Genomic DNA, 25,622 nt, shown 5'->3' on the forward strand with positions numbered 1-25,622 from the left:
TGTCGTTAAATTGATCTAATGCGTTCTTAGGTAGCGGCCAACCTGTCTTCGGCCCTAAACTTACTCCGGATCAGGCAGTCCCCATGTATCAAAGATACCATTGTTTCCACTGGCCAGCCGTTCCAGAAAAATAGCCAGGGACCGGAGCCTCCCGGCTGTCGGCCTCAGCTTTTTGCGAGCTTGGCATAACCACTGATCATTCCTCGAATCTGCCGATCGGACCGAGGCCGAAAAATGCAAATTCATCAGCTGTGAGGCCGCAACACAGGCATCCCATTCGGTTGGGAAATAGAGAAAAAAATCAACCGCCTGTTCCTTTATGGGCTCTCCCACGGGGTTAATCTTGTCAACTGCTGCTTGTTGCGCCTGATTTGGATGAGACATGAATCTGGCTTCGTTGTCTTTATTCTTTATGAAACATTCCTGTGTTACACATAATTTGCCCCCCAAAGGTACGGAAAGTATCATTGATCCTTAAACTTACTTACCTTTTGTCTGGCAGTGATTCCGGCTTTTCCCCGAAGTCCCAGACCGGAGGTTGCATGAAATCGGTTAATTTCTAATCAGATACTATAAAGATCAATTATAAAAATGGATACCTTGGATTTTACTGATTTGCACATTGTTATCACGGGAGGAGCGGGATCCCTCGGAACCGCTGTGGTCGCACTTCTTCTCGAAGCGGGCGCATCCTGCAGCATCCCCTGTTTCAATGAAGCTGAACGCCGTGATTTTGTCCATGCCGACAAGCCGGACGTTTTTACAAAGACGGGCATTGATTTGACGAATGAAGAACAGGCGCAATCCTTTTACCGGGAAGCCATAGAAAAACAAGGGGCGCTTTGGGCCTCCATCCACATCGCCGGCGGCTTTGGGATGGGAAGCATTGAAGATACTCCCCTTTCAGACTTCAGCAAACAGCTTCAACTCAACACCGTGACCTGCTATAACTCCTGCCGGGCGGCAGTTCACTGGATGCGCGAGACAGGCGAGGGCGGGCGTATTGTTAATATTGCTTCACGCCCCGCCATAGAGCCCCGCCAGGGAAAAGGGATGACCGCCTACACCGTATCCAAGGCCGGTGTGGCCGCACTCACAGCGTCACTGGGTGCCGAGGTAGTGGACGAAGGCATCCTGGTCAATGCTCTTGCCCCGTCCATTATTGACACCCCTCAAAACAGGGAGACTATGCCGGATGCCGATTACGAGCGCTGGCCCAAACCAGGCCAGTTGGCCAAACAGATCGCTTTCCTGGTCTCCCCCCACAATGAGGTAACCCGCGGGGGCGTTATCCCTGTATACGGAAAGAGTTAGCCTTGCACTGCTTCTAAAGTGCAAGGCCCGTGCGGACCGGCCTGCAGCGGCACTGCCATATTTACTACTGAAAGCAATAGCCAATACCTATTGCGATACCCACTTTTATGCATAATTACATTCGTCGTTAACCACAAAATGCACATACCGTTAGCATGGCATCAACAGGAATTCATCACATAACGGCCGTCGCCGGAAATCCGCGGCGAAACCATCGGTTTTACCGTGATATACTCGGACTTCGACTCGTCAAAAAAACCGTGAATTTTGACGACCCCACCGTGTACCACTTGTATTATGGCGATGAGTCGGGCCAGCCAGGCACAATTCTTACTTTTTTCCCCTGGGAAGACCTCCAGAGCGGTAAGCCGGACCGCGGACAGGTAGTGGCTGTCTCTTTTTCTATTCCAACCGGCTCGGAAGCATTTTGGCTCAACCACCTCCAGGATCAGTCCATTGAAACAGAACCTCCATTTGAACGATTTGGCAAGAAGATCATAGGGCTTCAGGATCCAGATGGTCTGCACCTGGAACTCGTCATCGATCCAGGGACCGATGAAAGCCGGGGATGGGACGGCGGCCCCCTTCCGGCTGAACATGCCATCCGTGGCATTCACGGGGCCACCCTGGCCGAAAAAGACTACCGGGCCACGGCACGTCTGCTGGAGGAAGACCTGGGATTCAGCTTGACAAATCAGTTGGATAACCGTTACTGCTATCAGACAAATTCCGATTACGGGTCGGTTATTGAAATCATCGACCAGTTTGGACCCAAAGGCCGGCCCGGCCGGGGAACGGTCCACCATATCGCCTTCCGGGCAGAGAACCAGGAACAGCAGCAGCTGATGCGGCAACAGCTATTGAACAAAGGATATTATGTTACAGAGACAAAGGACCGGGATTATTTCACCTCCATCTACTTTCATGAACCCGGTGGCGTTCTTTTTGAAATTGCTACTGACCCACCGGGTTTCACCCGGGATGAGGAGCTCGAATCGCTCGGCAGCAGCCTGCAGCTCCCGAACTGGCTGGAAAATCAGCGACACCGTATTGAAGCCGAACTTCCGCCGTTGAGCTGAAAAGGGCCGAACAACCACCGGAACTACCGTCTTTCCCCGGGATCCAGGCGGATTGCAATTTATGACCGACACAATGCCCCGAAAACACCAATGGCTTTTTAGCTGAAAATTTGCAATCATTGAATAAATAAACAGGGATAATAAAATTAGGGTGACGATGAGACGGAAATTCATACTACTGTGCTTGGTGGCAGTGATGATGGGCTGTGCTTCGCAGGAAACCATCGATGCTGACAAAATTATACAGAATGTGCAGGTTATCAGCATGGCCGGCGGGGAAGAAATCCAGAAAAACCAGGACGTATTTGTCAAGGGGGATCGCATTGCCCGGATTACGGGTGCCGGACAATTTGCACCGGGCCAGGAGGCCACTGTTATCGACGGAAGCGGTAAATATCTAATCCCCGGACTCTCCGAAATGCATGCCCATATACCATCCGGTGACCGCAGCAGGGAGTATATTGACCATGTGCTGTTTCTGTATTTGGCCAATGGCATTACAACCATTCGGGGAATGCTGGGAGATCCCCTGCATCTTGACCTTCGCCGGCAGGCAAACCGGAATGAATTGCTCAGTCCGCGCATCTACACTTCAGGGCCGGGCTTCGGCGGGAACAGTTTTGATAATCCCGACCAGGCCAGGCAGCAGGTCCGCGACCAAAAGGAGGCTGGCTACGATTTTCTCAAAATATTCCCGGGCCTCACGCTGAAGGAGTATAATGCCATTGCCGAGGAGGCAAACAAGGTTGGAATCGAATTTTCAGGACATATCCCCTCCTCCGTCGGACTGGTCCGTGCACTGGAAGCCGGGCAGACGACCATCGACCACCTGGACAAATATGTTGAGGCCCTTGTCACCGATACCGTGTCAGCGGAGAGCCCGGGCGTTATTTATTTTGGCATGCATCTGACGCCGCAAGCCGAGCGTAACAAGATTGCCGAAGTTGCCCGACTCACAACGGATGCGGGAACCTGGAATGTGCCCACCCAGGCTCTGCTGGAACATGTTCTGGGGCCAGAAACGCCTGAAGAGCTGGCTCAGCGCCCAGAATTTCAGTACATGCCCCGGGAAACCGTGCAGCAATGGATTGAAAGCAAGCAATCAATCACCGAAAACGAGAGCTACAGCGAAACACTGGCAAAAGACTACCTTCAGCTTCGCCGGGACATCATAAAGGCTCTGCATGAGGCCGATGCCGGACTTCTGCTGGGATCCGATGCCCCGCAGATCTTCAATGTGCCCGGCTTCTCGGTCCACCACGAGCTGCGGTATATTGTGCAGGCCGGGCTTTCGCCATACGAAACATTGGAAACAGGCACCTACAATGCAGCGCAGTATCTGAACGATCTTGAAAACAGCGGCACCATAGAAGAGGGAAAAATAGCGGATATGGTTTTACTGGAGGCAAATCCACTGGACGATATTTCCAATTCCTCCAGCATCGCAGGGGTAATGTATCGTGGCAACTGGCTGTCTAATCGTGAAATAGAAAAGCGGCTGAATACGATAGCAGAGCAGTACAACTGAGCAGGCAGGAGCCTGATCATTCAGCCTCTTCATGAAGATGCCCATGGCCAAACATCCTCGCAGGTTGATGTCACTGACGGCTTACTGCTCCCTAAACCAGCTCTTCCATCGCTTTTTCAATCATTTCCGATAACACCTCCACATAGCGCTCACCAAGCTGCTCCTTTATCTGGTTGAGCACGCGCTCCCAGGTTTCTTCCAGCTGTTCGGCCAGTTTTTCCCCCTCCTCTGTACATATAACAGCCGTTGCCCGCCCCTTCGATTTGCGCCATACCAATCCCCTGCGCTCTATCTTCTGCACCAGGCGGGTGATGGTGGAAGGCTTCAGGGACAAGGCTTCGGCCAAAGAACCAGGCTGTATACCCGGATTGCGTTGGGCAAGCATCAAAAGCAAGGCATGGGAAGTAGAAAGACCCACTGCAGCAAATGCCTCATCCGCCTCCCGGCTCAACTGCCGAGACAGCGCCGAGGTCAGGAAAATCAGATTTCCGGACAACATTTCATCATGGATATCGGGCATAGCAGTATATTTTGTTTGAGCATGCAAATAAAATATACTGAAATAACCGCAATGAGCAAATGCATTCGCCGAACTGGAGGACCAACAAACGACTCCGGCACCTCATCTCCAGAACAGCTGCGATAAGCCTTGAGGCAGTCAGCCCTCTCTCACCTCAACATCCCAGATACGTTCACAGTAATCACGGATCGAACGATCCGAGGAAAAGTGCCCCATATTCGCAATATTAATAATGGCTTTGCGGGTCCACTCCGGCTGCTGCTTGTATACCCGTTCCACCTCTGCCTGCTTGTCGACATACGACCGATAATCACCCAGGACCATGAAATAGTCCCCTTCGTTAAGCAGGGCATTGGTAATGGGATGGAACAGGTTTGGGGCTTCGGGACTGAAATAGCCGCTATGGATCTGATCAATCACCTGTTTAAGCTCCTGGTCCTCTTCATAGATCGCTTTGGGTTCGTAGCCATTCTGGCGTATGGCATCAATTTCATCCACGGTAAATCCAAAAATGAAAATATTATCAGGACCTACCTGCTCACGGATCTCAATATTCGCCCCGTCAAGCGTACCGATCGTCAGTGCGCCATTTAACGCAAACTTCATATTTCCCGTACCTGATGCTTCCATTCCGGCCGTGGAAATCTGTTCCGACAGGTCGGCCGCCGGGATCATCTTTTCCGCCAGCGACACGCTGTAATCGGGTAAGAACAATACTCTCAGTGTATCTGAAACATCGGGATCGTTGTTGATAATCTCCGCCACACTGTTGATCAGCTTGATATGCAGCTTGGCCATGGTATAGCCCGGGGCGGCTTTACCGGCAAAAAGAAGCGTCCGGGGCTCGATATCAGCACCGGGATTTTCCTTCAGTCGATTATAAAGCGTAACAGCATGCATAACAGCCATCAACTGGCGTTTGTACTCATGAATACGCTTAATCTGAATATCAAAAATAGAATGCGGATTTATACCGACACCGTGCTGCCTTTTAACATAGTCGGCCAACCTCTTTTTATTGGCGAGCTTGATCTGCTGAACAGACTCCCGGAACGAATCATCTTCGGTAAAATCCTGAACCCTCTTCAGCTGATCCAGGTGGGTCATCCACTCCTCCCCAATTCGATCTGATATCAGCCCTGCCAGTCCGCGATTGCACTGGCGCAGCCAGCGGCGGGGCGTGATGCCGTTGGTCACATTGGTAAACTTTCCGGGGAATTCCTGAGCAAAGTCCTTGAAGATGGTCTTCTTCATCAAATCACTGTGCAACTGGGAAACCCCGTTCACTTTTTTGGCCCCAACGATGCCCAAATTTCCCATGCGTACGCGGGCATTCATTTCGTTGCTGACAATCCTCATCCGCTCTCTTTGCTCCCTGGTGCGGCCGCTCACCCGGATGGTGTTCAGGAAACGGCGATCGATCTCTCGAATAATCTGGGTGTGACGGGGCAGCAGGTTTGACATCAGCGAAACAGGCCACTGTTCCAGTGCCTCCGGCATCAGCGTATGATTGGTATAATTCATCGTCCGGGTTACAATATCCCAGGCCGGTTCCCATTCGAGCTCCTCTTCATCCATCAGCACGCGCATAAGCTCCGGGATCGCCAGATTGGGATGTGTATCGTTGCACTGCACAGCCATCTGAGCAGGTATCTTCCGCAGGTCATCAAACTGTTTTTTAAATCGCTGCATGGCGTCCTGCAGAGAAGCTGACACCAGGAAATATTCCTGTTTTAGCCGCAGCTCCTGTCCCTTGAACACTTTATCATTCGGATAGAGCACACGCGAGATATTCTCCTCCAGCAGGTTGTTGCGTACCGCATCAATATAGTCGCCCTGGTTGAAACTTTTCAGATCAAAACCCTCGTCGGAAGTAGCTTTCCACAGCCTGAGTGTGTTCACGACCCCGTTCTGAAAGCCCGGAATCGGGGTATCATAGGCCAGTGCATTAACCTTGTGTGTATTGACCCAGTCGAAATGCAGGCGCCCCCTGGCATCCTTGCTCGCCGTTGTTTCCCCATAAAACTGTATCTTGTACTTTTTCCGGGGGCGGACGATGCTCCAGGGGTAGCCATACTCCAGCCAGAGGTCCGGCTTTTCAACCTGCCATCCGTCAACTATATCCTGGTCAAAAATGCCATAGTCATAGCGAATGCCGTAGCCAATGGCAGGCACCCCCAGCGTTGCCATGGAATCAAGGAAACAGGCTGCAAGCCGCCCCAGCCCTCCATTGCCCAGTCCCGCATCCACTTCCGTCTCACGAAGTACATCATAGTCCAGCCCCAGCCCTTCAATAGCTTCTGCGGCGACATCCTGCAGTCCGAGGTTGATCAGCATGTTGTCCAAAAGCCGGCCGATAAGATATTCCATTGAAAGATAGTAGACGCGCTTGGCTTTTTGCTGGTAATAGCGCTGCTGCGTATCTATCCAACGGTCGTGCAAACGATCCATCACTGTCATCACCACACTGTGGTAGTGATCCCATTCCGTGGATACATACTGGTCTTTAGCCAGCGTATACTGTAAATGCTGTTTTATATCTTCGCGGAAAGCATCAACATCCATGCCCGTACGCGGCTGGAGATCGTGTGGAATATCAGTAGGCATAACATTGAGAAACTTAAATAGGGTGAATAATTAATGCGGTAATTAATGATTAAAAATAGAGAATTAAAAATGAAAAGAACTTGCGGGCGCAGAACAAGAACGCCTTAACTAGAAACCGGTACCAACGGCCTGGATACTTCCGCCCGGGCATGCCTCATACCCCCCTCTGCCGGCGGTACCGGTCAGGAATGGCATAAAAACACACCGGTCAGACAGTAACAACGTATCGCACCCTTATTCTGTGATGTGCTTATCAAACAAAAACCCCGGCAGGTTTTCAAAACCCACCGGGGTCTAATAGGGCACACCCAAAACAGGTGCTCCTTTCAGGCACTCTCTCTTAGATGACCGTGCCTTTTTTATGATGATACCCGGCAACCAGGGTACAATGCATCTTGAATAGGATTATTAACTATGAAAACGCTCAAAGCGTCTCTCTCGATAAACAGTCTGATTATTGATGGTCGTTATTCAGTAATATAGTCTCTCAACTGCCACCCTGATATATTCAGGTTTTATTTGATATAGCTTTTTTTAATATTGAAATATAATTGTACCAAGGGTCGGGACCCCGTTTTTTCTATTTTTTGCCAACGGGCTCATACTACGTATCTGCAACCTGATTTGCCATCATTTTTATGAACTGGTTCAGAACCTGCTGTGTATACAGCGTATTCGCCGTTTTTTTCTTTATTTTTTGGGGAGCCTCTGTCTTACTTTCGCCACCGATCCATGCCCAGAGTCTGGAACCCGATCTGCTTTCTGAATCTGAAGGCCCCCTTCATCCCTATGATTCTTTCCTGTTTGCTGACATCGATACCCTCCGCCAGAAGGTCTATGTCTTTATTGAATCCGGCCTGTGGTCCTTTGATCTCAGCAACGAAAAATGGCAGTTTCTTGACTCCCTGAAAAATCGTCCGGACAGGATCGAAAATTTTCAATTTGGCTATAACCCGGTAAAAGAAAAATTACAGCTTTGGTCGAACGGGATTGGCCAGATGTATGAAATATCGCTCTCCAATTTTTCTATCCGACGCATCGACCAGTCACATAACCACCGCAATCAATACGGGCATGCTCCCTTTTTCCATAACAATGGATCCCTTTTTGGTTTTGGAGGCTATGGCTACTGGAGCTGGAAAAACATCCTCACTTTTTATAATTACCAGATCAACGAATGGAATGTTCAACCCGTTGATCCCAACTCGGAGATGCCTCCCCCCCAAGCTCCTATTTTCGGTACCTATCACCCGGAGAAGAACAGCTTTTTTCTGCTGGGAGGCACCTCTCCCAAAGAGCACCGGCAGGACGATCAGTATACCGAAATGATTACCCGGTACGATTACTGGTCCTTTGATTTTGACAAGGAACGGTGGAACCGCGAAGCTTCCTTCAACCTTCCGGGCTTCGAACCCTACAACCCCTTCACACTCACGCAATTCAGCAAGAACGCACGCCTGTCGATCACCACCCTCAGTACCGAAAGTAACACCTGGTACTTCCCCCTGTGGCGGACGAACCAGTCGCGGGATATCATTTTCCTTACTTCCCTTAACGTGCACGAAAATCAACTTTTTGACCCCATAAAACTGAATTTCGGGGTAAGCCGGGTCTTCCTTCCGGCAAGCTTTCTATACAATAATAACGGCGACATTGTCTTTGTCGGCATCGATTATCTTTCGCATCAGTCCCATGCTCCAATCCGTCTTTACTCCATACCGGAAGATACCATTCATGCTGTCCGGCAGACCAGTGAATCGGGAACCGAAATCTTGTTCTGGGGCATACTGATTCTTATTGTTCTTACTGCCGTCATCATAACATTCAGGAGCTCCTGGCATTCCGGCAGCCTGACAGCAGACCCGGCATTTTCGCTGGATGAACTGGACCATTACGAATGGATGAGCATAAATGAGAGGAAGCTTCTTCGTTTCCTGGCGAAGGATGGCATCTGTAAGGAAACCCAGGAAATTGAAGAATACCTCTGGCCGGACATCAGCAATTATGACTACCGGCGGCGTTTGCGCAATGACCTGCTTAAATCGCTCAACCACAAGATCCGGCAACACACCGACCTCGAACAGGAGGTTATCTTCAAAAAGCCGGATCCCAGTGACCGGAGGAAAAAACTCTATGGCATTCACCCTGCTATTGAAACAGGCCAAAATTAGGACAAAACCGTGCCTGTTGTTCACCTCTGGACCATAACCAACAGTCTGTCATATCCTTCACTGCATCATCAGCGAATTCAATTGTTTGCTAATCTTTTCGATAGATCCCGTAATCGGGTTTAAACCCGGGACGCGTGAGATTACTGGGGAGGTTGAGATCAAGAAATCCCTTGTAGGCATTGGTGGCCACAAAATCTTGATCGAAGATGCCATATACCGCTGAACCGCTTCCGGTCATGGAAGCATAATGGGCCCCAAACTCGTACATCTGGTCTTTGAGATTACCCGCTACATGAATACGCGGAAAAACCGCCTGCTCCAGATCATTCGTCAGGGTGTATCGCCACTCCTCGATATCCGTTTCGGTAAGTGTCTTCTTGAGATCAAAATCGGGTTCCGGCTTCGGCATGCAGTGCTGGTAGGCCTCGACCGTGCTGCTGGACTCATTGGGAAAACAGGTGACAATCCAGTGGTCGGGCTGTATATCCAGCGGCTCTATGTCGTGTCCCACCCCGCGGCCGATACCGGTTGCCCCCTTGATAAAGAAGGGGATATCCGCACCCAAATCACGACTCAGGTCAATTAGTTCGTCGTCGCTGAGTCCCATCTTCTCGATCTTGTTAAGCATACGCAGCGTCAGAGCCGCATTACTGCTGCCTCCTCCCAGTCCTGCTCCCGCGGGGATGCGTTTATCCACTTTAATATGGTAATGCTGTTTTAACCCAACATACCGGTCCAGGGCCCTGATGGCCTTGTTGATAAGATTACCCTCTCCTGTCGGAATTTCCTCATCACTGATATCCAGTTTTGTCTCAGGCGCCTGCATCACCTCAAAACGATCGCTCCATTCAATAAAACAAAAGCCCGTTTCGATCTGGTGATAGCCGGTAGGCAGCCGTTCCAGTACGTGCAGGCCCAAATTAATTTTGGCATATGATTCGGCAATCCACGTCATGGTTTTCGGTTTTATAATCGTTAAAATTCGCCCGGAACAGTTCAAGCACCGTCTCCGGCATATCAGTCAATATACTGGTCCTTGATATCCATCATGAATTCAAAGGCAGCATCATGCTCATTGGGAATATCTCCATCCAGGATGGCTTCTTTGATAGCATCTTTAATGTCTCCGATTACAGGTCCGGGACGGATATTGAGGGCCTCCATAATTTCATCCCCGGTAATGGGATTTTTCCATTTCCTCATCCGGTCTTTCTTTTCCACTTCTTCGATCTTCTGCTCCACATAATCAAAGTTGCGATTATACTGTTGGACCTTGTAATCATTCTTGCTGGTGATGTCAGCCCGGCATAAGGTCATCAGGTCGTCAATATCATCGCCCGCCTCATAAATGAGCCGGCGGATGGCACTGTCGGTAACCTCATCCGAAACCAGTGCTATGGGACGCAAATGCAGCCGTACCATCTTCCGCACATAGCGCATGCGTTCATCCAATGGCAGGCCCAGCCGGCGAAAAATTCGTTTGACCCACTGGGCCCCCACCGCATCATGCCCGTGAAAGGTCCAGCCCGTTCCCTTTACAAACTTCTGTGTAGCGGGCTTGGCAATATCGTGCATGATCGCCGCCCACCGCAGCCAGAGGTCCCCGCCCATTTCGGCTACATTGTCCAGCACTTTAAGCGTATGCCAGAAATTATCCTTGTGCCTGACGCCGCGAACCTCGCTGACGCCGTGAAGCTTAACCATTTCAGGAAAAAAATGATGGAGCAGCCCGGTCTTGAACAAGTGGGCAAAACCCACCGAAGGCTTGGGAGCCATCACGATCTTGTTGAGCTCCTCGATGATACGCTCTTTGGAGATAATTTCTATGCGTTCAGCCATTTCCTCGATGGCGCGATAGGTTTTTTTTGCAATATCAAACTGCAGCTGCGTGGCAAACCGGATGGCCCGCATCATGCGCAGGGGATCATCATCAAAGGTCGTCAGCGGATCAACCGGAGTTCGAATCAACTGTTTTTTTAGATCCTGGATTCCGCCAAAGGGATCGATGAGCTGACCGTAGGTCTCCCTGTTGAGCGACCAGGAGAGCGCATTAATAGTGAAATCGCGACGCAGCTGATCATCCTGAAGCGTACCATCTTCCACAATCGGCTTTCGGGAATCGCGCCGGTAGCTTTCCTTGCGCGCCCCCACGAACTCCAAATCCATAGCCCGATACCGGATGTGTGCCGTACCAAACTGTTTGAACACCGACAGCCGGTCGGTTCCCAGGAGATCAGCGACCTTTCGGGCCAGCTTAATGCCCGACCCGACCGTTACAAAGTCTATATCCAGATTTTTTTCCTCCTTGGTGCGATTGAGGTAAAAATCCCGAACATAACCGCCCACAACATACACATCCTGCCCAACCTCCTCGCCAGCCTTTGAGATAACTTCAAATACTTTGTTATGTTTGGGATGTATATCTTGCACGGTTCTGTCTTTTTTACTCTTGGAAGCGAATATAACCAAATATCACTGTTGCAACGGACCGTTCCCGGTGATTTGGTTATCCGCTGATGTAGTGGCCTTTAAAATGAGCGTAAAAATAAGAACAAATACACTTGCTTTCAGGAATTCTTTGCGGGATCTTTCAGTCAAATTATATACCTCATTTTGAAGTGAAACCATCTCCTGAAAAAACAGCATTGCGCATCAGCCTGCTGGTTTCTGTGGTTTCACTGGGCCTGAAGCTCAGTGGATTTTGGCTTACCAGCTCCACAACGGCCATGTCTGACGCCGCCGAATCCATTATTCACCTGCTGGCCGTATCGTTCGTCTATTACGGACTTCTCCTCAGCACCAAACCCGCCGATGACAAGCATCTGTATGGCCATGAACGGGTGGAATTCCTTTCCGTAGGTATCGAGGGCGCTGTTATTATCCTGGCCGGTATCACCATCATCTACCAGGCTGTCAACGACTACCTTTACGGTCATAACCTGAGAGAACTGATCAACGGTGCTTACCTGATCGGCAGTGCGGGCCTTATCAATTTAGCACTGGGCAGCTACCTTGTAACCGTAGGCCGGCGCGAGGGCAATATGATTGTCGTCAGCAATGGCAAGCATACGCTTACCGACGTTTGGACCAGTGCGGGTTCCGTGGCAACCCTCCTGATTATTCAGTTCACGGATTTTGTGCTGCTTGATTCTATTGTCGCGGGTTTACTCGCCTTCTTTATAATGTATGAAGGGTTTAAGCTGCTCAGTTATTCTGTGGATGGACTGATGGATTCGCGCGACCCGGAAATCGATCGCCTGATACGGCAGGAGTTGTCAAAAGACCTTCCGGGCGGCATGATCGAGGTACACAACCTCCGTCACCGGACCACCGGCAGCACTACCTGGATAGAGCTTCATGCCGTCTTTGAAAAACAGCTCGACCTTGAAACTGCTCATAATGACGCCACTTCACTGGAAAAAAGACTCATTGATGCCGTCACGGGGGATGTCATCGTTACCATCCACCTGGAGCCGGAGGGTCACCACGAGGAAGTTCACGACCTGCTCAAGGATGCCGACCAGGAACGCCCCCTCGAGGATTTTATATAACCTGTCCTCGTGCCTGGACGTTCTGCTGGTTACAAGTCCGTTTGCTTTCAGACTTCGACACCAACCTTCGAATGGTCGCCCAGATGCACTTCCTGATCCACGTCGCGCAGTTCAACATACCGCCCGATGGTTGAATTCTCAATCTTGCAGTCGTGCAGGGAAGCCTCTTCCTGGATCAGGCTGTTCTTAACAGTACATTTTTTCAGCATGCTGCCGCCGGCAATGCTGGCATAAGGACCAATGATACAGTTTTCAAGTTCAACATCTTCTCCGATATAGACGGGGGGAATGATTTTGGTGTCTGTAAAGCGGTCTTCATCTACCTCCTGGAACTCTTTCTCTACAATAATACCGGATGTTTCCAGCCAGGCCGGCAATGTCCCGCAATCCAGCCATTCGTCCACGGTCGCCTTCTTGAACACATTGTCATTTTTGAGCAACCGGTCTAGAGCGTCGGTAAGCTGAAATTCCCTGCCATGACCGCGAATGTCATTTTCAAGCAAATATTCGATCTCCTCCTTTAGTTTTTCGGCCTCCCTGAAATAATACACCCCAATGATGGCCAGGTTGGAGATCGGCTCGCTGGGCTTTTCCACAAAATCGGTGATTTTCCCTTCCTCTTCGACTGCCACGCCAAAACGGGAAGGATCCTCTACCTCTTTCAGCCAGATCACACTGTCGGCATCTTCTATTGAAACGGTCCCTTCCATATCAAAGATGGTATCGGCAAAAACGATAATACATTCCCCGCTCAAATCCTGTTCTGCACAATAGACGGCATGGGCCGTTCCCTGTGCCGTCTCCTGCACACGGAAAGATGCTTTTGCGTTATGCCGGGTGCTCATCTCCTTCAGGGCATCCTTGATTTCCTGGCCGAAATCAGGACCCAGGATAAATACAATTTCAGTGATATCACGGTCCAGCGTACGCGCAAACGTCTCCACAATACGTTCAACAATCATTTTACCGGCTACCGGCAGCAATGGTTTGGGAACAGTGTGGGAGTGAGGTCGGACTCTCGTACCCCGACCTGCCATTGGGATTATTAATTTCATATATTTGAACGAATTTAGATGAAAAGTTTATCGTAATTGTAAAGGCCAATAATATAACAGAAGTTCCATACTTTAGCGACTTTACATCAAGTGCTAATCCTCAAAGAAAACCAGGACACTATTGAATTGGTATTTAAACATCATTAACGGACTGATCCTGCTTTTTGTCATTGTCATGACACGCCATACCATGCTCCGGGGTCGTTATTATTTACATATTTTCCAGCAGAGCGGCTACAAGCCTGGTGAATTTTGGCAGTGGATGATCCAGCACTGGAACCAGCGGGTCATCACTCCCGAGCACGTGCTCTACAATATGATTATAGCCATACTCCTTTTCTTTCTCTCGTCTGCCATCACGGGCAGCACAGCCATTGTCATTTTAACCCTTTTTGGAATATCCTGGTTTGGGCCCTTCAATTACTACCGCAGTGAAAAGGCCAAAAAGCCTCTTGTTTTCACTCCGCGGATGATTCGCCTGACCATCCCCTTTGTCCTTTTCACGATCCTGCTGCCAGCCCTGACCTCTTACATCGCCTTTACCGGGAATATTCCCTTTATCAATGCACAGATCAATACTGACATTTTATACTCGGCAGAAATCTATATCCTGACGTTTGGATGGGTACTTGGCAATGCGCTCGTCCCTTTTCTCATTTTTCCCGCTGCCATGGTGACCAAGCCAATAGAAAATTATGTGCACCGTCATTTCATAAAACTGGCCAAGCAAAAACTGGATCGCATGTCCGATCTAACTGTTATAGCCATCACCGGCAGCTACGGTAAAACAAGCACTAAATTCATGATCAGGGACCTGCTCAACGAACGCTTTTCGGTCTGTGCCACGCCGGGCAGTTACAACACCCCGATGGGCATCTGCAAAGTCATCAACAACGATCTGGAAGCCCATCACCAGATTCTCGTCCTTGAGATGGGTGCCCGCTATGAAGGAAATATCGATGAACTCTGTGATATTGCGGAACCGGATATTGCAGTCGTTACCAATGTTGGCATCGCCCACCTCGAGACCTTCGGCTCGCAGGATGCTATTGCGCGAACCAAGTCAACCCTTGTCAAACGAACACGGCAAAACGGTACAGCCATACTGAATGCCGATGATGAACGGGTGGCTGCCATGGCCAACCTTCGCACCGACCTGACCATTGTCCAGACGGGCATCAACAATGGCGACATCCGGGCTTCAGACATCCGGTACAACCAGCAGGGGATGCAGTTTACCACCACGGCCGATGGAACCTCTGAAATCTTTCGTACACGGCTGCTGGGGGCCCATAATGTACAAAACATGCTCTTGGCGATTGGTGTTGCCCAATCCCTGGGGATGCGTCTGCCAACCATGGCAATGGCAGCGGCACGCATGGAACCGGTAGAACACCGGCTGGAACTCAAACAGCAGGGAGAACTTACGGTTATTGATGATGCTTTTAATTCCAACCCCGTCGGAGCTAAAAATGCGGTAGACATCCTTGCTCAGTTCAACAGCGGAAGGCGCATCATCATCACACCGGGTATGGTTGAGCTGGGTGATATCCAGGAAGAGAAAAACCGCTCCTTTGGCCGGCAAATTGGAGAAGCCAACCTGGACCTGGTCATCCTGGTCGGCCAAAAACAGACCGAACCCATACGCGAAGGCATCAGCGCGGCCGGCTTCAGCCCCGAAAAGGTAAAGACCGTCGGGAGCCTGACAGAAGCCAACCGTCTTCTTCAGGATTTTGCCCGCTCAGGAGATATCGTGCTCTATGAAAATGACCTTCCCGACAGTTTTGATGAATAGCAGCCCATCCTGGGCCTGGAATAAACGTCCCGACTTGAAAAAAACGCTATATTTGCTGATATATCCATAGACTTTAATTTTTAGGACCCGGTATTATGATCTTTTTCCCCAAGAATATTGTTTCAATAGAACAGCAAGAGCTCCTCCTGTCTATCCTTGTTCTCACCCTTCTTTTAATGGTACCAATATCAGGCCACGCCCAGACCGACAGCGTTCTTGTGAGCAAGCTTGAAACATATAATATAGAAACCGGTCAGCGCAAGGTTGTCTACCGCACCAGAAATCACATAGAAGCCCCCAACTGGTCGCCCGACGGAAGCTATTTCCTTTTCAACAGTGAAGGCAAACTGTATACCCTTCCGGTAGGCGGCGGAGAACCCGAGCAGCTCGATACCGGTTTTGCCACCAACTGCAATAACGATCATGGCTTCTCCCCCGACGGGCAGTGGCTGGCCGTAAGTCATTCACCTGAAGGCGAGGGATCCAAAATCTATGTCCTTCCGGCTGAGGGCGGGACGCCCCGCCTGGTCACTCCCCGGGCGCCGTCGTACTGGCACGGGTGGTCGCCCGACGGAAGCACCCTGGTCTATCCGGCCCAGCGCAACGGTGAATTTGATCTTTATGCCATTCCTGTTGAAGGAGGAGCAGAAACCAGGCTGACCACTGCTCCCGGTCTTGATGACGGTGCGGAATATACACCGGACGGCAAGTGGATCTATTTCAATTCTGTACGGTCCGGTGTTATGAAAATTTACCGTATGCATCCCGATGGTTCAGACATTCAGCAATTGACCTCCAAGGAGGAATATGGCGACTGGTTTCCCCATATCTCACCGGATGGAGAAAAGGTGGTCTTTCTTTCCTATGATGCCGATGTCGAAGGCCATCCGCCCTTTAAAGAGGTGGTGCTGCGTCTGATGCCCCTGGAGGGAGAGACCCCTGAAGTTGTCGTAGAGCTCTTCGGGGGACAGGGAACCATCAATGTTCCTTCATGGTCGCCAGATAGCAAACGTTTTGCTTTTGTCAGTTATGAGTTTGTCTCTCCATAATTGAACACCCGACAATGAACGGGCTACCGTAAACTTGTAATCCAGCTCCGTGCTTCCTTGGCCGCTTCGCTATCACTTTTTGATGATTAACGAAACAGGCCTGGAAAGCCCTCACGGGCAAGACACTTATGACGGCTTTATGCATTAACTTCCTGCATACGCACTTACTTTTCAGCGCCCCCCCAGCCGGCTGCTGACGAGCTTACGCTTGGTGATAACACCGGTTCCAATACATGCTATTTTTTCATCACCTTTTCTATGTCAGCCCGCTCTTTGGGAACATCCGTCAGGTTTTCGTATCCCTCCTCTGTAATCACAAGATTATCTTCTATGCGCACCCCTCCGAATTCCATCATCTCCCGGAGTATGGACGCATTCAGAAACGAAGCCATTTTCTCGTCCTCCAGGGCCGGCTTTAACAAGGCGGGGATAAAATAAAGTCCCGGTTCAACGGTCAACACCATCCCCGACTGAAGCGTGCGACGTGTTCTCAGGTACTTCACACCCGGACGCTCGATGCGGTCCACCCCTTTAGGGTATCCTCCCACATCGTGGGTATCCAGTCCCAGAAAGTGCCCCAGCCCATGGGGGAAAAAGAGCGCAAAAACATCCTCCTCCATCAGATCATCGATAGATCCGGAAACAATACCGGCATCCCTGAGTCCCTCCATCATCAGACGGGCGGCCATCACATGGATATCCTCCATCTTGACATCCGGCTTGGCGGCCTCAATCACCTGCTTTTGGGCTTCCAGCACGGCGTCATAGACTGCGGCCTGCCGCGAAGTAAAGGTGCCGCTGGCCGGATACGTCCGCGTAATATCAGAAGCGTATCCGTTGTATTCAAAACCCGCGTCGATCAAAAACAGGTCCTCGCTTTTAATCTGTCGATTATTTTCGACATAATGGAGGATAGCGCTGTTCCTGCCGGTTGCAAAAATTCCGTTATAGGCATCCTGAAGCAGGCCATTTCTGATCTGGTGATAATCAAAGACCGCTTTCATCTCGTATTCAAATTTTCCAGGCTCCAGAGTCTCCAAAACGCCGCGATGGGCAATATTATTAACCCGGGCCGCCTCCCGCATCTGATCCAGCTCCCAGCCCGTTTTAAAGACGCGACAATGCGTAATGGCTTCCGGCAGGTCATCCAAATCAATGGGAGTCTTGCGGTCAAACTCCTCAATAAACTCTGCCTGAACCTCGTCAACACAGTATATTTTGTCGGGGTCCAGTTCTCTGAGTACCTGGGGCAGTTTTCCTTCAACGTGCAGGTGATCAGGCTGATATTCCTCCTGATATTGCTCTTTGCTTTTCACATGTCCATGCCAAACGGCATACTGGGCATTCCGATTCGGTGCAAAAAGGTGATATTCCTGCTTGTTCAAATCGAGCACAAGGTGAAAATCGGGCTCATTTACACCGGTCAGATACCAGAAGTTTGATTCCTGCCGAAAGGGGAACTCATAATCCGTATCATACCGATACATCAACTCGGCCCCCTTCATGTATACAATTGCATTCTCCTCTTCATCAAACAATGAAAACAGTTTATCACGATGTAAATGATGCATATCCAATGGCTTTGTGAAAATGAATTGGGAAGTTACGAGAAAAATCGCATCTCTAAAACTGTGTTCATCCCGCGCTACTCAAGGTATTCCAAGAACACCCGGGGGATTTGTTCTGTGAGCAGTTCAGCATCCGTTGTATCGGGCAAATCAACAAAATCCCTGACATCAATCGTGCAGGTACCTGCCTCAGAATATATTGTACTGTTTTTATGCGCTCCCTCAAATAGCAGGTCAAGATTAATCTCTATGACCCCCCGGTTGTTGTTGTTTTCATTCAGGATTGCCACCATGCGGCTTCCGCCGTAGGCTGTAGTCAAGGTGGTAAGAGCCAGCCGGCGCTGTTTATTTATCGGCTTGATCAGGTAGTAGTGGCTCAAATCAAGATCAATCAGCTGTTGACTGAATGTCAAAAACCGGATATTAGAGGGGGCTTGTTCATGCCACAGCCCCGGCAAGAGCCTCACCAGCCACTTCCTGAGTGCCGGAGAGGCTTCCGCTCCTGCAAAACCCCGGCGATCCCAGTCCTTAAAACCATAGTCCGGCAATGGTATCCCATCGGAATATAGAAAGTCCGGCTGTTTGTCGAGAACCTCCACCTGTCCATCCCGGACGACGTACCAAAAATCAGCAATTCCATTCGACATCAGCAGGTAAGGTGAGCCGACCTGCTGGTTGTACCGGGCCACCTGCTCGGCTGTTTTGCGGGTAATGGGGATATGCTCAGCCTTGCATTCAACCAGAATACGCGGCTCAAACTCCTGGCTGTAACAAATAATGTCCGTACGCATGCCCGTATCAGCTAATTTTCCAATCTTCTCCTCCGTTGAGATCCGGTGGATAGACCATCCGGCCAACAGCAGATACTCAATAATACGCAGCCGCACTCGTTCCTCCGGGCGGTTTTTCATGGGCTGCCGATGAATGGGATTCCAGAGCATCTTCCGGCCCTCCCGCCAAACCACCCGGGGGTATATGAAGGTAGCAATACTTTTCATAGGAGTTAAATATAGCGATGATTTGGCATTAACGTCATGGTGCCTTGGATACCCGGCATATTTATATATCTGTGACCGTTAGTAAAACAGATTCCCATGAGAGCTTCAAATAAAAAAGGCCCCGGTCATCCGGAGCCTTTCAAATACCATTGCCTGTGATGCCTAAGCAGCAGCGGCCTCTTTCTCTTTATCCATTTGCCGGTAAATAAGTAACTGCTGGGCAATGGAAACAAGATTGTAAATAAGATAGTATAGACTCAGCCCCGCTGCGAAGTTGTTAAAAATGAACAACAGCATAAAGGGGAATACATACTGAAGGGCCTTCATATTCGGTCCGCCGGCAGCACCGCCGCCACCGCTGGGTCCCATGCCCCCCGTCAGCTTACTTTGCAGGAACATCGCTCCCGTCATAAGCAGTACAAATCCAGCTACCTGGTCGCCGAGGAAGGGGATGCTAAACGGAAGGCTCAGGATATAGTCCGGGGCGGAGAGGTCACTGGCCCACAGAAATTCCTGTTGTCGAATAAGAATTGAATTCTGAAAAAAGCGCCAAAGTGTAATCAGGATGGGAAGCTGCAGCAGGTTAGGCAGGCAGCCTCCGAGTGGATTAACCCCGGATTCCTTATACAGTTTCATTGTTGCTTTCTGCTGCTTCTCAGGATCATCGGCATACTTTTCCTTGATTTCCTGCATTTCGGGCTGCAGCTCTTTCATAGCCGCCATACTCCGGTAGCTCTTTTTGGTCAACGGATAAAGTATCAGCTTAATTAATACGGCAAAGAGAATGATAGCCAGGCCGATATTCATAAAGTCGTCTACGAAGCCGAAATACGGGATAATGATATATTTTACGAGCGGATCGGAGAACCAACGCAGCCAGGAATACCCGACATCTACCATGTTATAGGCCACTTCATGGTAATCTTTCAGGCTTCTATAGGCCAATGGCCCCACATACATCTGGTAAGAGACCGTATTCTGCGGCGAAATATCCGTGGTCAGATAAGATCTGTAGTGATGGTCGGTTGTAGACTGTTCGGACGACCCGGTTTGCTCGCCGATGAGCAGGGCTCCCTGCGTGGAGTTGTCCGTTTTTATGATCTGTGAAAAGAACTTGGTGCGTGTTGCCACCCAGTCGATGGCCCCGTTGTAGTTATTCTCCTTCTGTCCCGCCTCACTGAGTTTCAGTTGTTCCAGCTCACCGCCCGTATAAACATAAGCAGAAGCATAGGTCGCTTCGGTACTGGCGTCTTTTTCGGTAAACCGCAGCTGGGGTTTCCAGCCAAAGTCCACTGTCCCTCCGATCACCACCTGTTCAAGCCCCTCAAACTGGATATCGAGATCTATTTCATAGGAGTCCGCATTAATGGTATAAGTGTACAGCAGGCGCTGGTTGTCGCTAAGATTCAGGGCATACTTCAGCTCCCGGGTCTCCCCTTCCCCAAGAACGATACTCCTGGAGTCGGAGAGGGGTTCAAAAACCAGTTCATCCGTTTCAACATTATAGTTCTCATTCGTCAAGAATCCCAGAGAATAAGCCGACTGCGAGGTATCCTCAATCATCCGTACCGGCTGATGGTTCCATGTTTCGTACTCTTTCAAGGTAATTTGAGCCGGTCCTGCCCCCACATTGGTAAATGTGGCCTTGAAAAGCGGCGTTTCCACCTGTATTTCTGACGTGTCCCTGATACTGGCCGCTGAAAAAGAGCCCATTTCCTGTGGTTTGTCCTCTTCCTCAGCCCCGACAGACGGCATGCCCGCCTGCTGCTCAGGTTCATCAGCGGGCTGTTCAACCTGCTGGGTGTCAGCCTGGACAGCGGCTATACTGTCCTGGCGAGCCTGTTCGGCCTGGCGCTCTCGAAGTTCCTGTTCGGTGGGCATGGTAAAATAGGCCCATGCAACCATTACAAATAAGATAAGTATTAGTCCGGTTACGGTATTACGATCCAAGAGAAATCCTCAGTCTAAAATTTTGTTTCTGTTTTGGGTTCGGGTACGGGGTCATATCCCTCATCACCCCAGGGATGACATCGACTAATACGCTTGACGGTGAGCCACAATCCTTTCATCGCCCCGTGCTTTTGCAATGCTTCTATGCCGTAGGCGCTGCAGGTGGGATGATATCGGCAACTTTTCGGCATCCACGGAGAAATGGCCAGCTGATATATGCGAATAAGCCCTATGAAAAGATATTTCATGAATTATCGGACGAAATGGTAGGGAGTTGATCTCGTACTTGTGCGAGCAAAGCCGTCACGTCCTGCTCTATCTCGTCAAAAGTAGCATGTATATTCTTTGCCATGAACGCCCCGTGAAATGTGCGCTGGATCTGATGCAATGGATCCGACAACATATACTGGTGAAGCCGATAGGCCTCTCGGAGAAGCCGTTTCATACGATTTCTTTTATGGGCATCGCCCAAACTTTTTTTTACAATAAAACCCATGAGGCAGCCGAAAGACGGATCATCGGTCAGATGATACCTTAGCTGCAGATGGTTGCTGCGAAGAATACGTACATCTCGTTCGAAGAGTCGTTGAAAATTCTTTCGGCCCCTCAGGATTTTTGCTCTGGGTAAACTAAAATCACCGTCAGAGGTCGAAGAATGATTACTTCGGTCCTTTGTCATCGCTTACAGTCAGACGATGGCGTCCTTTTTTACGACGCTTTTTCAATACTTTTTTTCCGTTTTTGCTGCTGTTACGCTTACGGAATCCGTGCTTATTCTTACGTTTGCGTTTACTTGGTTGATACGTACGTTTCATCGGTAAATCGGTTAATGAAAACTTCAATTCGTAGATAGACCCCTAATTTAAAAATAAATTTAGACAATAAGAACCATAATTTATGGGTTACAATAACGGAGAGCAGCAATAGTATGTTCAATAAAAAGTGGCTTAAAGTTCTAATTAATTTGAACAGGCTCTGTGTAAGCCGTAACTTTGATAATTCACATAACTCACTTCGGATAAGACAAATTCTTATATGTTCGATAAAATAGGTGACATTCTAACCAGCATCTTCGGAACAAAAAGCGAGCGTGATCTCAAGAAAATCTGGCCCATCGTTGACGAGATCAATGAGCACTACGAGCAGATGAAGGATCTCTCTGACGAAGAGCTTAAAGAAAAAACCGCTTCTTTCCGCCAGCAGGTGACCGATGCGACCCGGGAGGTCACCGAGGATATTGCTTCCATCAAGGAGGTACTAAACAGCAATGAAGAGTTATCCGTTGACCGGCGGCGTGAGCTGTCCGAAGAACTGGATGAGCTGGAACAAGAGCATACCGACACTATTGAATCGGTACTGGATGAGATTTTGCCCGAAGCCTTTGCGGTCATGAAAGACACCTGTCGCCGGTTCATCGGCAAAAAATGGAAAGTGGGCGGCAGCATGAATGAATGGGGCATGATCCCCTATGATGTACAGCTGGCAGGTGCCATAGCCATGCACCAGGGCAAAATTGCCGAAATGAAAACCGGGGAAGGCAAGACCCTGGCTGCCATCATGCCTGCCTACCTGAATGCACTCAGCGGACGCGGCGTACATATTGTCACCGTCAATAACTACCTGGCCAAACGAGATGCCGAATGGAACGAACCACTGTTCAACTTCCACGGGCTCGAGGTTGACTGTGTTGACCTGTACAAACCCAATTCTGAACAGCGCCGCAAAGCCTATCGCGCTGATATCACCTATGGTACAAATAATGAATTCGGCTTTGATTACCTGCGCGATAACATGGTGAGCAATGCTGATCAACTGGTCCAGCGCGATCATAACTTCGCCATCATTGACGAAATTGACTCTATTCTTATTGATGAAGCACGGACTCCGCTCATCATCTCCGGCCCCGTGCCTGAGGATAACAAATCACAGAAGTTCGAAGAGCTCAAACCCCGTGTGGAGTCGCTGGTCAACGCACAGAAAAAGCTGGTGGCTTCACTGGTCAAAGAGGGACAGGAGCACCTCGACAAAGGCAATGAAGAAAAAGCCGGACTTGCCCTGTACCGGGCTCAGCGGGGCTTCCCAAAAAACAAGCAATTCCGCAAAATGATGCAGATACCAGCCAACCAGAAGCTGGTTCAGCAAACCGAGGCCTTCTACCTGCAGGATAACGCCCGTCGGCTGCCCGAGGTAGACAAGGAGCTCTACTATTCGGTCGATATGAAAATGAACAATATCGAAATGACCGAAAAGGGGCAGGAGTTCATCACCCGGACCGACGAGGACAGCGATTTTTTTATCATCCCTGATCTTGGGACCGAGACCTCCAAAATTGAAGAAGAGATTGATGGTCTGAGGGAGGAGAAGATCAACAAGATCAGAGAAAACGATGAGTTCAGCCAAGACTATAAAGAGAAGAAGATTAAAGAAGCCAAACAAGAGGTTGAGCAGGAGCGTGAACACCGCTTTAACGAACTCCATCGTCTTTTTGCCGAACGCAGCGACCGCATCCACACGGTAAACCAGCTGCTCAAGGCCTACACCCTGTTTGAACGGGAAGAAGAATATATCGTGCAGGAAGGCAAGGTGCAGATTGTGGATGAGCATACTGGCCGTGTCATGTCGGGACGCCGCTATTCCGATGGACTCCACCAGGCTATCGAGGCCAAGGAAAATGTAAGTGTGGAGGCAGCCACCCAGACCTATGCCACGATCACGCTCCAGAACTATTTCCGGATGTACAACAAACTTTCGGGCATGACCGGTACTGCCGCTACCGAGGAGGGTGAGTTTAATGAAATTTATGACCTCGATGTGGTCATTATTCCAACCAACGAACCAGTCATCCGTGAAGACAAAGAAGACCTTGTTTTCCGTACCAAGCGGGAGAAGTACAACGCTACAATCGACAGGATTCGGGAATACCATGAGAAGGGACAACCCGTGCTCGTGGGTACCACCAGCGTAGATGTTTCTGAAACCATCAGCCGCATGCTGAAGCGAGCGAACATTCCGCATAATGTACTGAATGCCAAACATCACGCGAAAGAAAGTGATATCGTCGCTGCTGCGGGACAGCCGGGGGCCGTCACGGTTGCCACCAACATGGCGGGCCGCGGTACCGACATCAAGCTGGCCCCGGGCGTCAAGGAAAAGGGCGGGCTGGCCATCCTGGGAACCGAGCGTCACGACTCCCGCCGAATAGACTTGCAGCTTCGCGGTCGTTCAGGACGTCAGGGCGATCCGGGTGAGTCACAGTTTTACGTCTCACTTGAAGATGATCTGATGCAGCTCTTCGGCTCCGACCGGGTAGCCAAAGTGATGGACCGCCTCAACTTTGAAGAAGGCGAGGTCATCACTCATTCCTGGATTACCAAGTCGCTGGAGCGGGCCCAGTCCAAAGTGGAGCAAAATAACTTCAGCATCCGGAAAAAACAGCTGGAGTACGACGATGTGCTCAACAACCAGCGCGAAGTTATCTATTCGCGTCGCAAACATGCCCTCTCGGGCGATGAGCTGCGCAGCGACATCTACAACATGCTGGAGGATCTCGTTGAAAGTGTGGTCGAACAGCATTACCCCAATGGCGAGCTGGATGAAATCCACGATACCATTTTACGCTTTCTTGCCGTTGATATTGAGCTTGAACGCGAAGAGATGGGACAAATGGGCGAGGACCTGCTGATCGATCACATCATCGAAAGGGCTTACGAGGTTTACCGTCAAAAGGAAGAGATGATTTCAAAACCACTTTATGAGGTCATCAAAAATATTGAAGCTTCCGACGCAGAGGATAAACCAACCAAAGTTCAGGTTATTTTCACTGATGGTATCCGCCGCATGCGTGTGGTTGTCGACGTCGAGAATGCCCTGGAAAATGAAGGCCATGAAGTAGCCCGGGCCCTGGAGCGGTCGGCCATCCTTTCGATCATCGATGACAAATGGATGAACCACCTGCGCGAGCTTGATGCCGTAAAAGAGGGTATCGGGCTTCGGGCTTTCGGTCAGAAAGATCCGCTCCTGGAATACAAACGCGAAGCATTTGAGATGTTTAAACAGCTGCTGGATGAAATCAACCAGGAAGCTATTTCTCTCATATGGAAAGCGATACCTGAAATGCAGGCCGATCAGCAGCGCATGAAACAGGCTCCCAAACAGCGAGCCAAAGTAAACATGAACGAAGCCAAGACGGAACATTCGGATGCCACCAACATGGGCTTTAAAACCGGAGCTCAACAGAATAAAAACGGTGGGCAGCAGCAAAAAAGAAGTGATAAGAAGCCCGAGCCCGTTACTGTAGAAGAAGAACCGGGGCGCAATGACTACGTCAAAATTCAGAATATGAGCAGCGGCGAAGTCATCGATATCAAGTGGAAAAAAGCCAAGCGAATGATTGAAAAAGACAGCTGGGTACTCATTGAAAAATAGTTGTCGACGTTT

20 protein-coding genes are annotated in these 25,622 nt (G+C 49.9%); 8 read left to right on the forward strand and 12 right to left on the reverse strand.

Annotated features, from left to right (window positions below; genetic code table 11):
- Positions 1–60: 60 nt before the first annotated feature.
- Entirely contained in the window at positions 61–384 is a 324-nt protein-coding gene (locus tag FN808_RS00250) for a ribonuclease E inhibitor RraB (RefSeq protein WP_185958168.1), read from the reverse strand.
- Positions 385–591: 207 nt separating this feature from the next.
- Between FN808_RS00250 and FN808_RS00255 the strand changes: the two genes are divergently transcribed.
- The 3 genes from FN808_RS00255 (at position 592) to FN808_RS00265 (ending at position 3,921) form a co-directional block, all read left to right on the forward strand.
- Positions 592–1,314 (forward strand): SDR family NAD(P)-dependent oxidoreductase, encoded by a 723-nt coding sequence (locus FN808_RS00255; RefSeq protein WP_142712542.1) that lies wholly within the window; start codon positions 592–594, stop codon positions 1,312–1,314.
- Positions 1,315–1,469: 155 nt separating this feature from the next.
- Complete coding sequence (locus tag FN808_RS00260) at positions 1,470–2,393, forward strand: VOC family protein (protein WP_142712543.1); 924 nt, start codon at positions 1,470–1,472, stop codon at positions 2,391–2,393.
- A gap of 157 nt (positions 2,394–2,550) precedes the next feature.
- Positions 2,551–3,921: an amidohydrolase family protein gene (locus tag FN808_RS00265; protein ID WP_142712544.1), complete on the forward strand. Its 1,371-nt coding sequence runs from the start codon at positions 2,551–2,553 to the stop codon at positions 3,919–3,921.
- Between the two features lie 91 nt (positions 3,922–4,012).
- Here FN808_RS00265 and FN808_RS00270 read toward each other — a convergent pair whose 3' ends face one another.
- Together FN808_RS00270 and FN808_RS00275 are read right to left on the reverse strand one after the other, a co-directional pair.
- Positions 4,013–4,441, reverse strand: a complete 429-nt coding sequence (locus tag FN808_RS00270; protein ID WP_142712545.1) for a MarR family winged helix-turn-helix transcriptional regulator — start codon at positions 4,439–4,441, stop codon at positions 4,013–4,015.
- Positions 4,442–4,579: 138 nt separating this feature from the next.
- Positions 4,580–7,048 carry a glycogen/starch/alpha-glucan phosphorylase gene (locus FN808_RS00275; protein WP_142712546.1) on the reverse strand — a complete coding sequence of 823 codons (2,469 nt, stop codon included), beginning with the start codon at positions 7,046–7,048 and terminating at the stop codon, positions 4,580–4,582.
- A 638-nt stretch (positions 7,049–7,686) separates the two neighbouring features.
- Between FN808_RS00275 and FN808_RS00280 the strand changes: the two genes are divergently transcribed.
- A complete protein-coding gene (locus FN808_RS00280; RefSeq protein WP_142712547.1) occupies positions 7,687–9,219 on the forward strand; it encodes a hypothetical protein in 1,533 nt (510 codons plus the stop codon).
- A gap of 88 nt (positions 9,220–9,307) precedes the next feature.
- Here the strand turns inward: FN808_RS00280 and ispE are convergent, their stop codons facing one another.
- Together ispE and FN808_RS00290 are read right to left on the reverse strand one after the other, a co-directional pair.
- Positions 9,308–10,174 (reverse strand): 4-(cytidine 5'-diphospho)-2-C-methyl-D-erythritol kinase, encoded by an 867-nt coding sequence (gene ispE, locus FN808_RS00285; RefSeq protein WP_142712548.1) that lies wholly within the window; start codon positions 10,172–10,174, stop codon positions 9,308–9,310.
- A gap of 62 nt (positions 10,175–10,236) precedes the next feature.
- Positions 10,237–11,649 (reverse strand): CCA tRNA nucleotidyltransferase, encoded by a 1,413-nt coding sequence (locus FN808_RS00290; protein WP_142712549.1) that lies wholly within the window; start codon positions 11,647–11,649, stop codon positions 10,237–10,239.
- A 188-nt stretch (positions 11,650–11,837) separates the two neighbouring features.
- Between FN808_RS00290 and FN808_RS00295 the strand changes: the two genes are divergently transcribed.
- On the forward strand, positions 11,838–12,770 hold the full coding sequence (locus FN808_RS00295; RefSeq protein ID WP_185958169.1) for a cation diffusion facilitator family transporter: 933 nt from the start codon (positions 11,838–11,840) through the stop codon (positions 12,768–12,770).
- 47 nt (positions 12,771–12,817) lie between these two features.
- Here the strand turns inward: FN808_RS00295 and FN808_RS00300 are convergent, their stop codons facing one another.
- Positions 12,818–13,825: a sugar phosphate nucleotidyltransferase gene (locus tag FN808_RS00300; protein ID WP_142712551.1), complete on the reverse strand. Its 1,008-nt coding sequence runs from the start codon at positions 13,823–13,825 to the stop codon at positions 12,818–12,820.
- 121 nt (positions 13,826–13,946) lie between these two features.
- On the opposite strand from FN808_RS00300, the gene FN808_RS00305 reads away from it, so the two are divergent.
- Both FN808_RS00305 and FN808_RS00310 read left to right on the forward strand, forming a co-directional pair.
- On the forward strand, positions 13,947–15,620 hold the full coding sequence (locus FN808_RS00305; RefSeq protein WP_142712552.1) for a UDP-N-acetylmuramoyl-tripeptide--D-alanyl-D-alanine ligase: 1,674 nt from the start codon (positions 13,947–13,949) through the stop codon (positions 15,618–15,620).
- 95 nt (positions 15,621–15,715) lie between these two features.
- On the forward strand, positions 15,716–16,669 hold the full coding sequence (locus FN808_RS00310) for a TolB family protein (protein ID WP_221929862.1): 954 nt from the start codon (positions 15,716–15,718) through the stop codon (positions 16,667–16,669).
- 236 nt (positions 16,670–16,905) lie between these two features.
- Here FN808_RS00310 and FN808_RS00315 read toward each other — a convergent pair whose 3' ends face one another.
- The 6 genes from FN808_RS00315 to rpmH all read right to left on the reverse strand — a co-directional run bounded on the left by FN808_RS00315 (position 16,906) and on the right by rpmH (position 22,000).
- Entirely contained in the window at positions 16,906–18,240 is a 1,335-nt protein-coding gene (locus tag FN808_RS00315; RefSeq protein WP_142712553.1) for an aminopeptidase P family protein, read from the reverse strand.
- Between the two features lie 74 nt (positions 18,241–18,314).
- A complete protein-coding gene (locus FN808_RS00320; protein WP_142712554.1) occupies positions 18,315–19,235 on the reverse strand; it encodes a type I restriction enzyme HsdR N-terminal domain-containing protein in 921 nt (306 codons plus the stop codon).
- A 162-nt stretch (positions 19,236–19,397) separates the two neighbouring features.
- Complete coding sequence (gene yidC, locus FN808_RS00325) at positions 19,398–21,185, reverse strand: membrane protein insertase YidC (RefSeq protein ID WP_142712555.1); 1,788 nt, start codon at positions 21,183–21,185, stop codon at positions 19,398–19,400.
- Positions 21,186–21,199: 14 nt separating this feature from the next.
- On the reverse strand, positions 21,200–21,433 hold the full coding sequence (gene yidD, locus FN808_RS00330) for a membrane protein insertion efficiency factor YidD (RefSeq protein ID WP_142712556.1): 234 nt from the start codon (positions 21,431–21,433) through the stop codon (positions 21,200–21,202).
- A complete protein-coding gene (gene rnpA, locus FN808_RS00335) occupies positions 21,430–21,864 on the reverse strand; it encodes a ribonuclease P protein component (protein ID WP_142712557.1) in 435 nt (144 codons plus the stop codon). Before rnpA ends, yidD begins: the two co-directional genes overlap by 4 nt.
- Complete coding sequence (rpmH, locus tag FN808_RS00340; protein ID WP_073061627.1) at positions 21,845–22,000, reverse strand: 50S ribosomal protein L34; 156 nt, start codon at positions 21,998–22,000, stop codon at positions 21,845–21,847. Before rpmH ends, rnpA begins: the two co-directional genes overlap by 20 nt.
- 220 nt (positions 22,001–22,220) lie before the next feature.
- On the opposite strand from rpmH, the gene secA reads away from it, so the two are divergent.
- Complete coding sequence (secA, locus tag FN808_RS00345; protein WP_142712558.1) at positions 22,221–25,610, forward strand: preprotein translocase subunit SecA; 3,390 nt, start codon at positions 22,221–22,223, stop codon at positions 25,608–25,610.
- The last annotated feature ends 12 nt before the right edge of the window (positions 25,611–25,622 follow it).

Origin of the sequence: Fodinibius sediminis (assembly GCF_900182555.1) — a bacterium.
Taxonomy (GTDB): domain Bacteria; phylum Bacteroidota; class Rhodothermia; order Balneolales; family Balneolaceae; genus Fodinibius; species Fodinibius sediminis.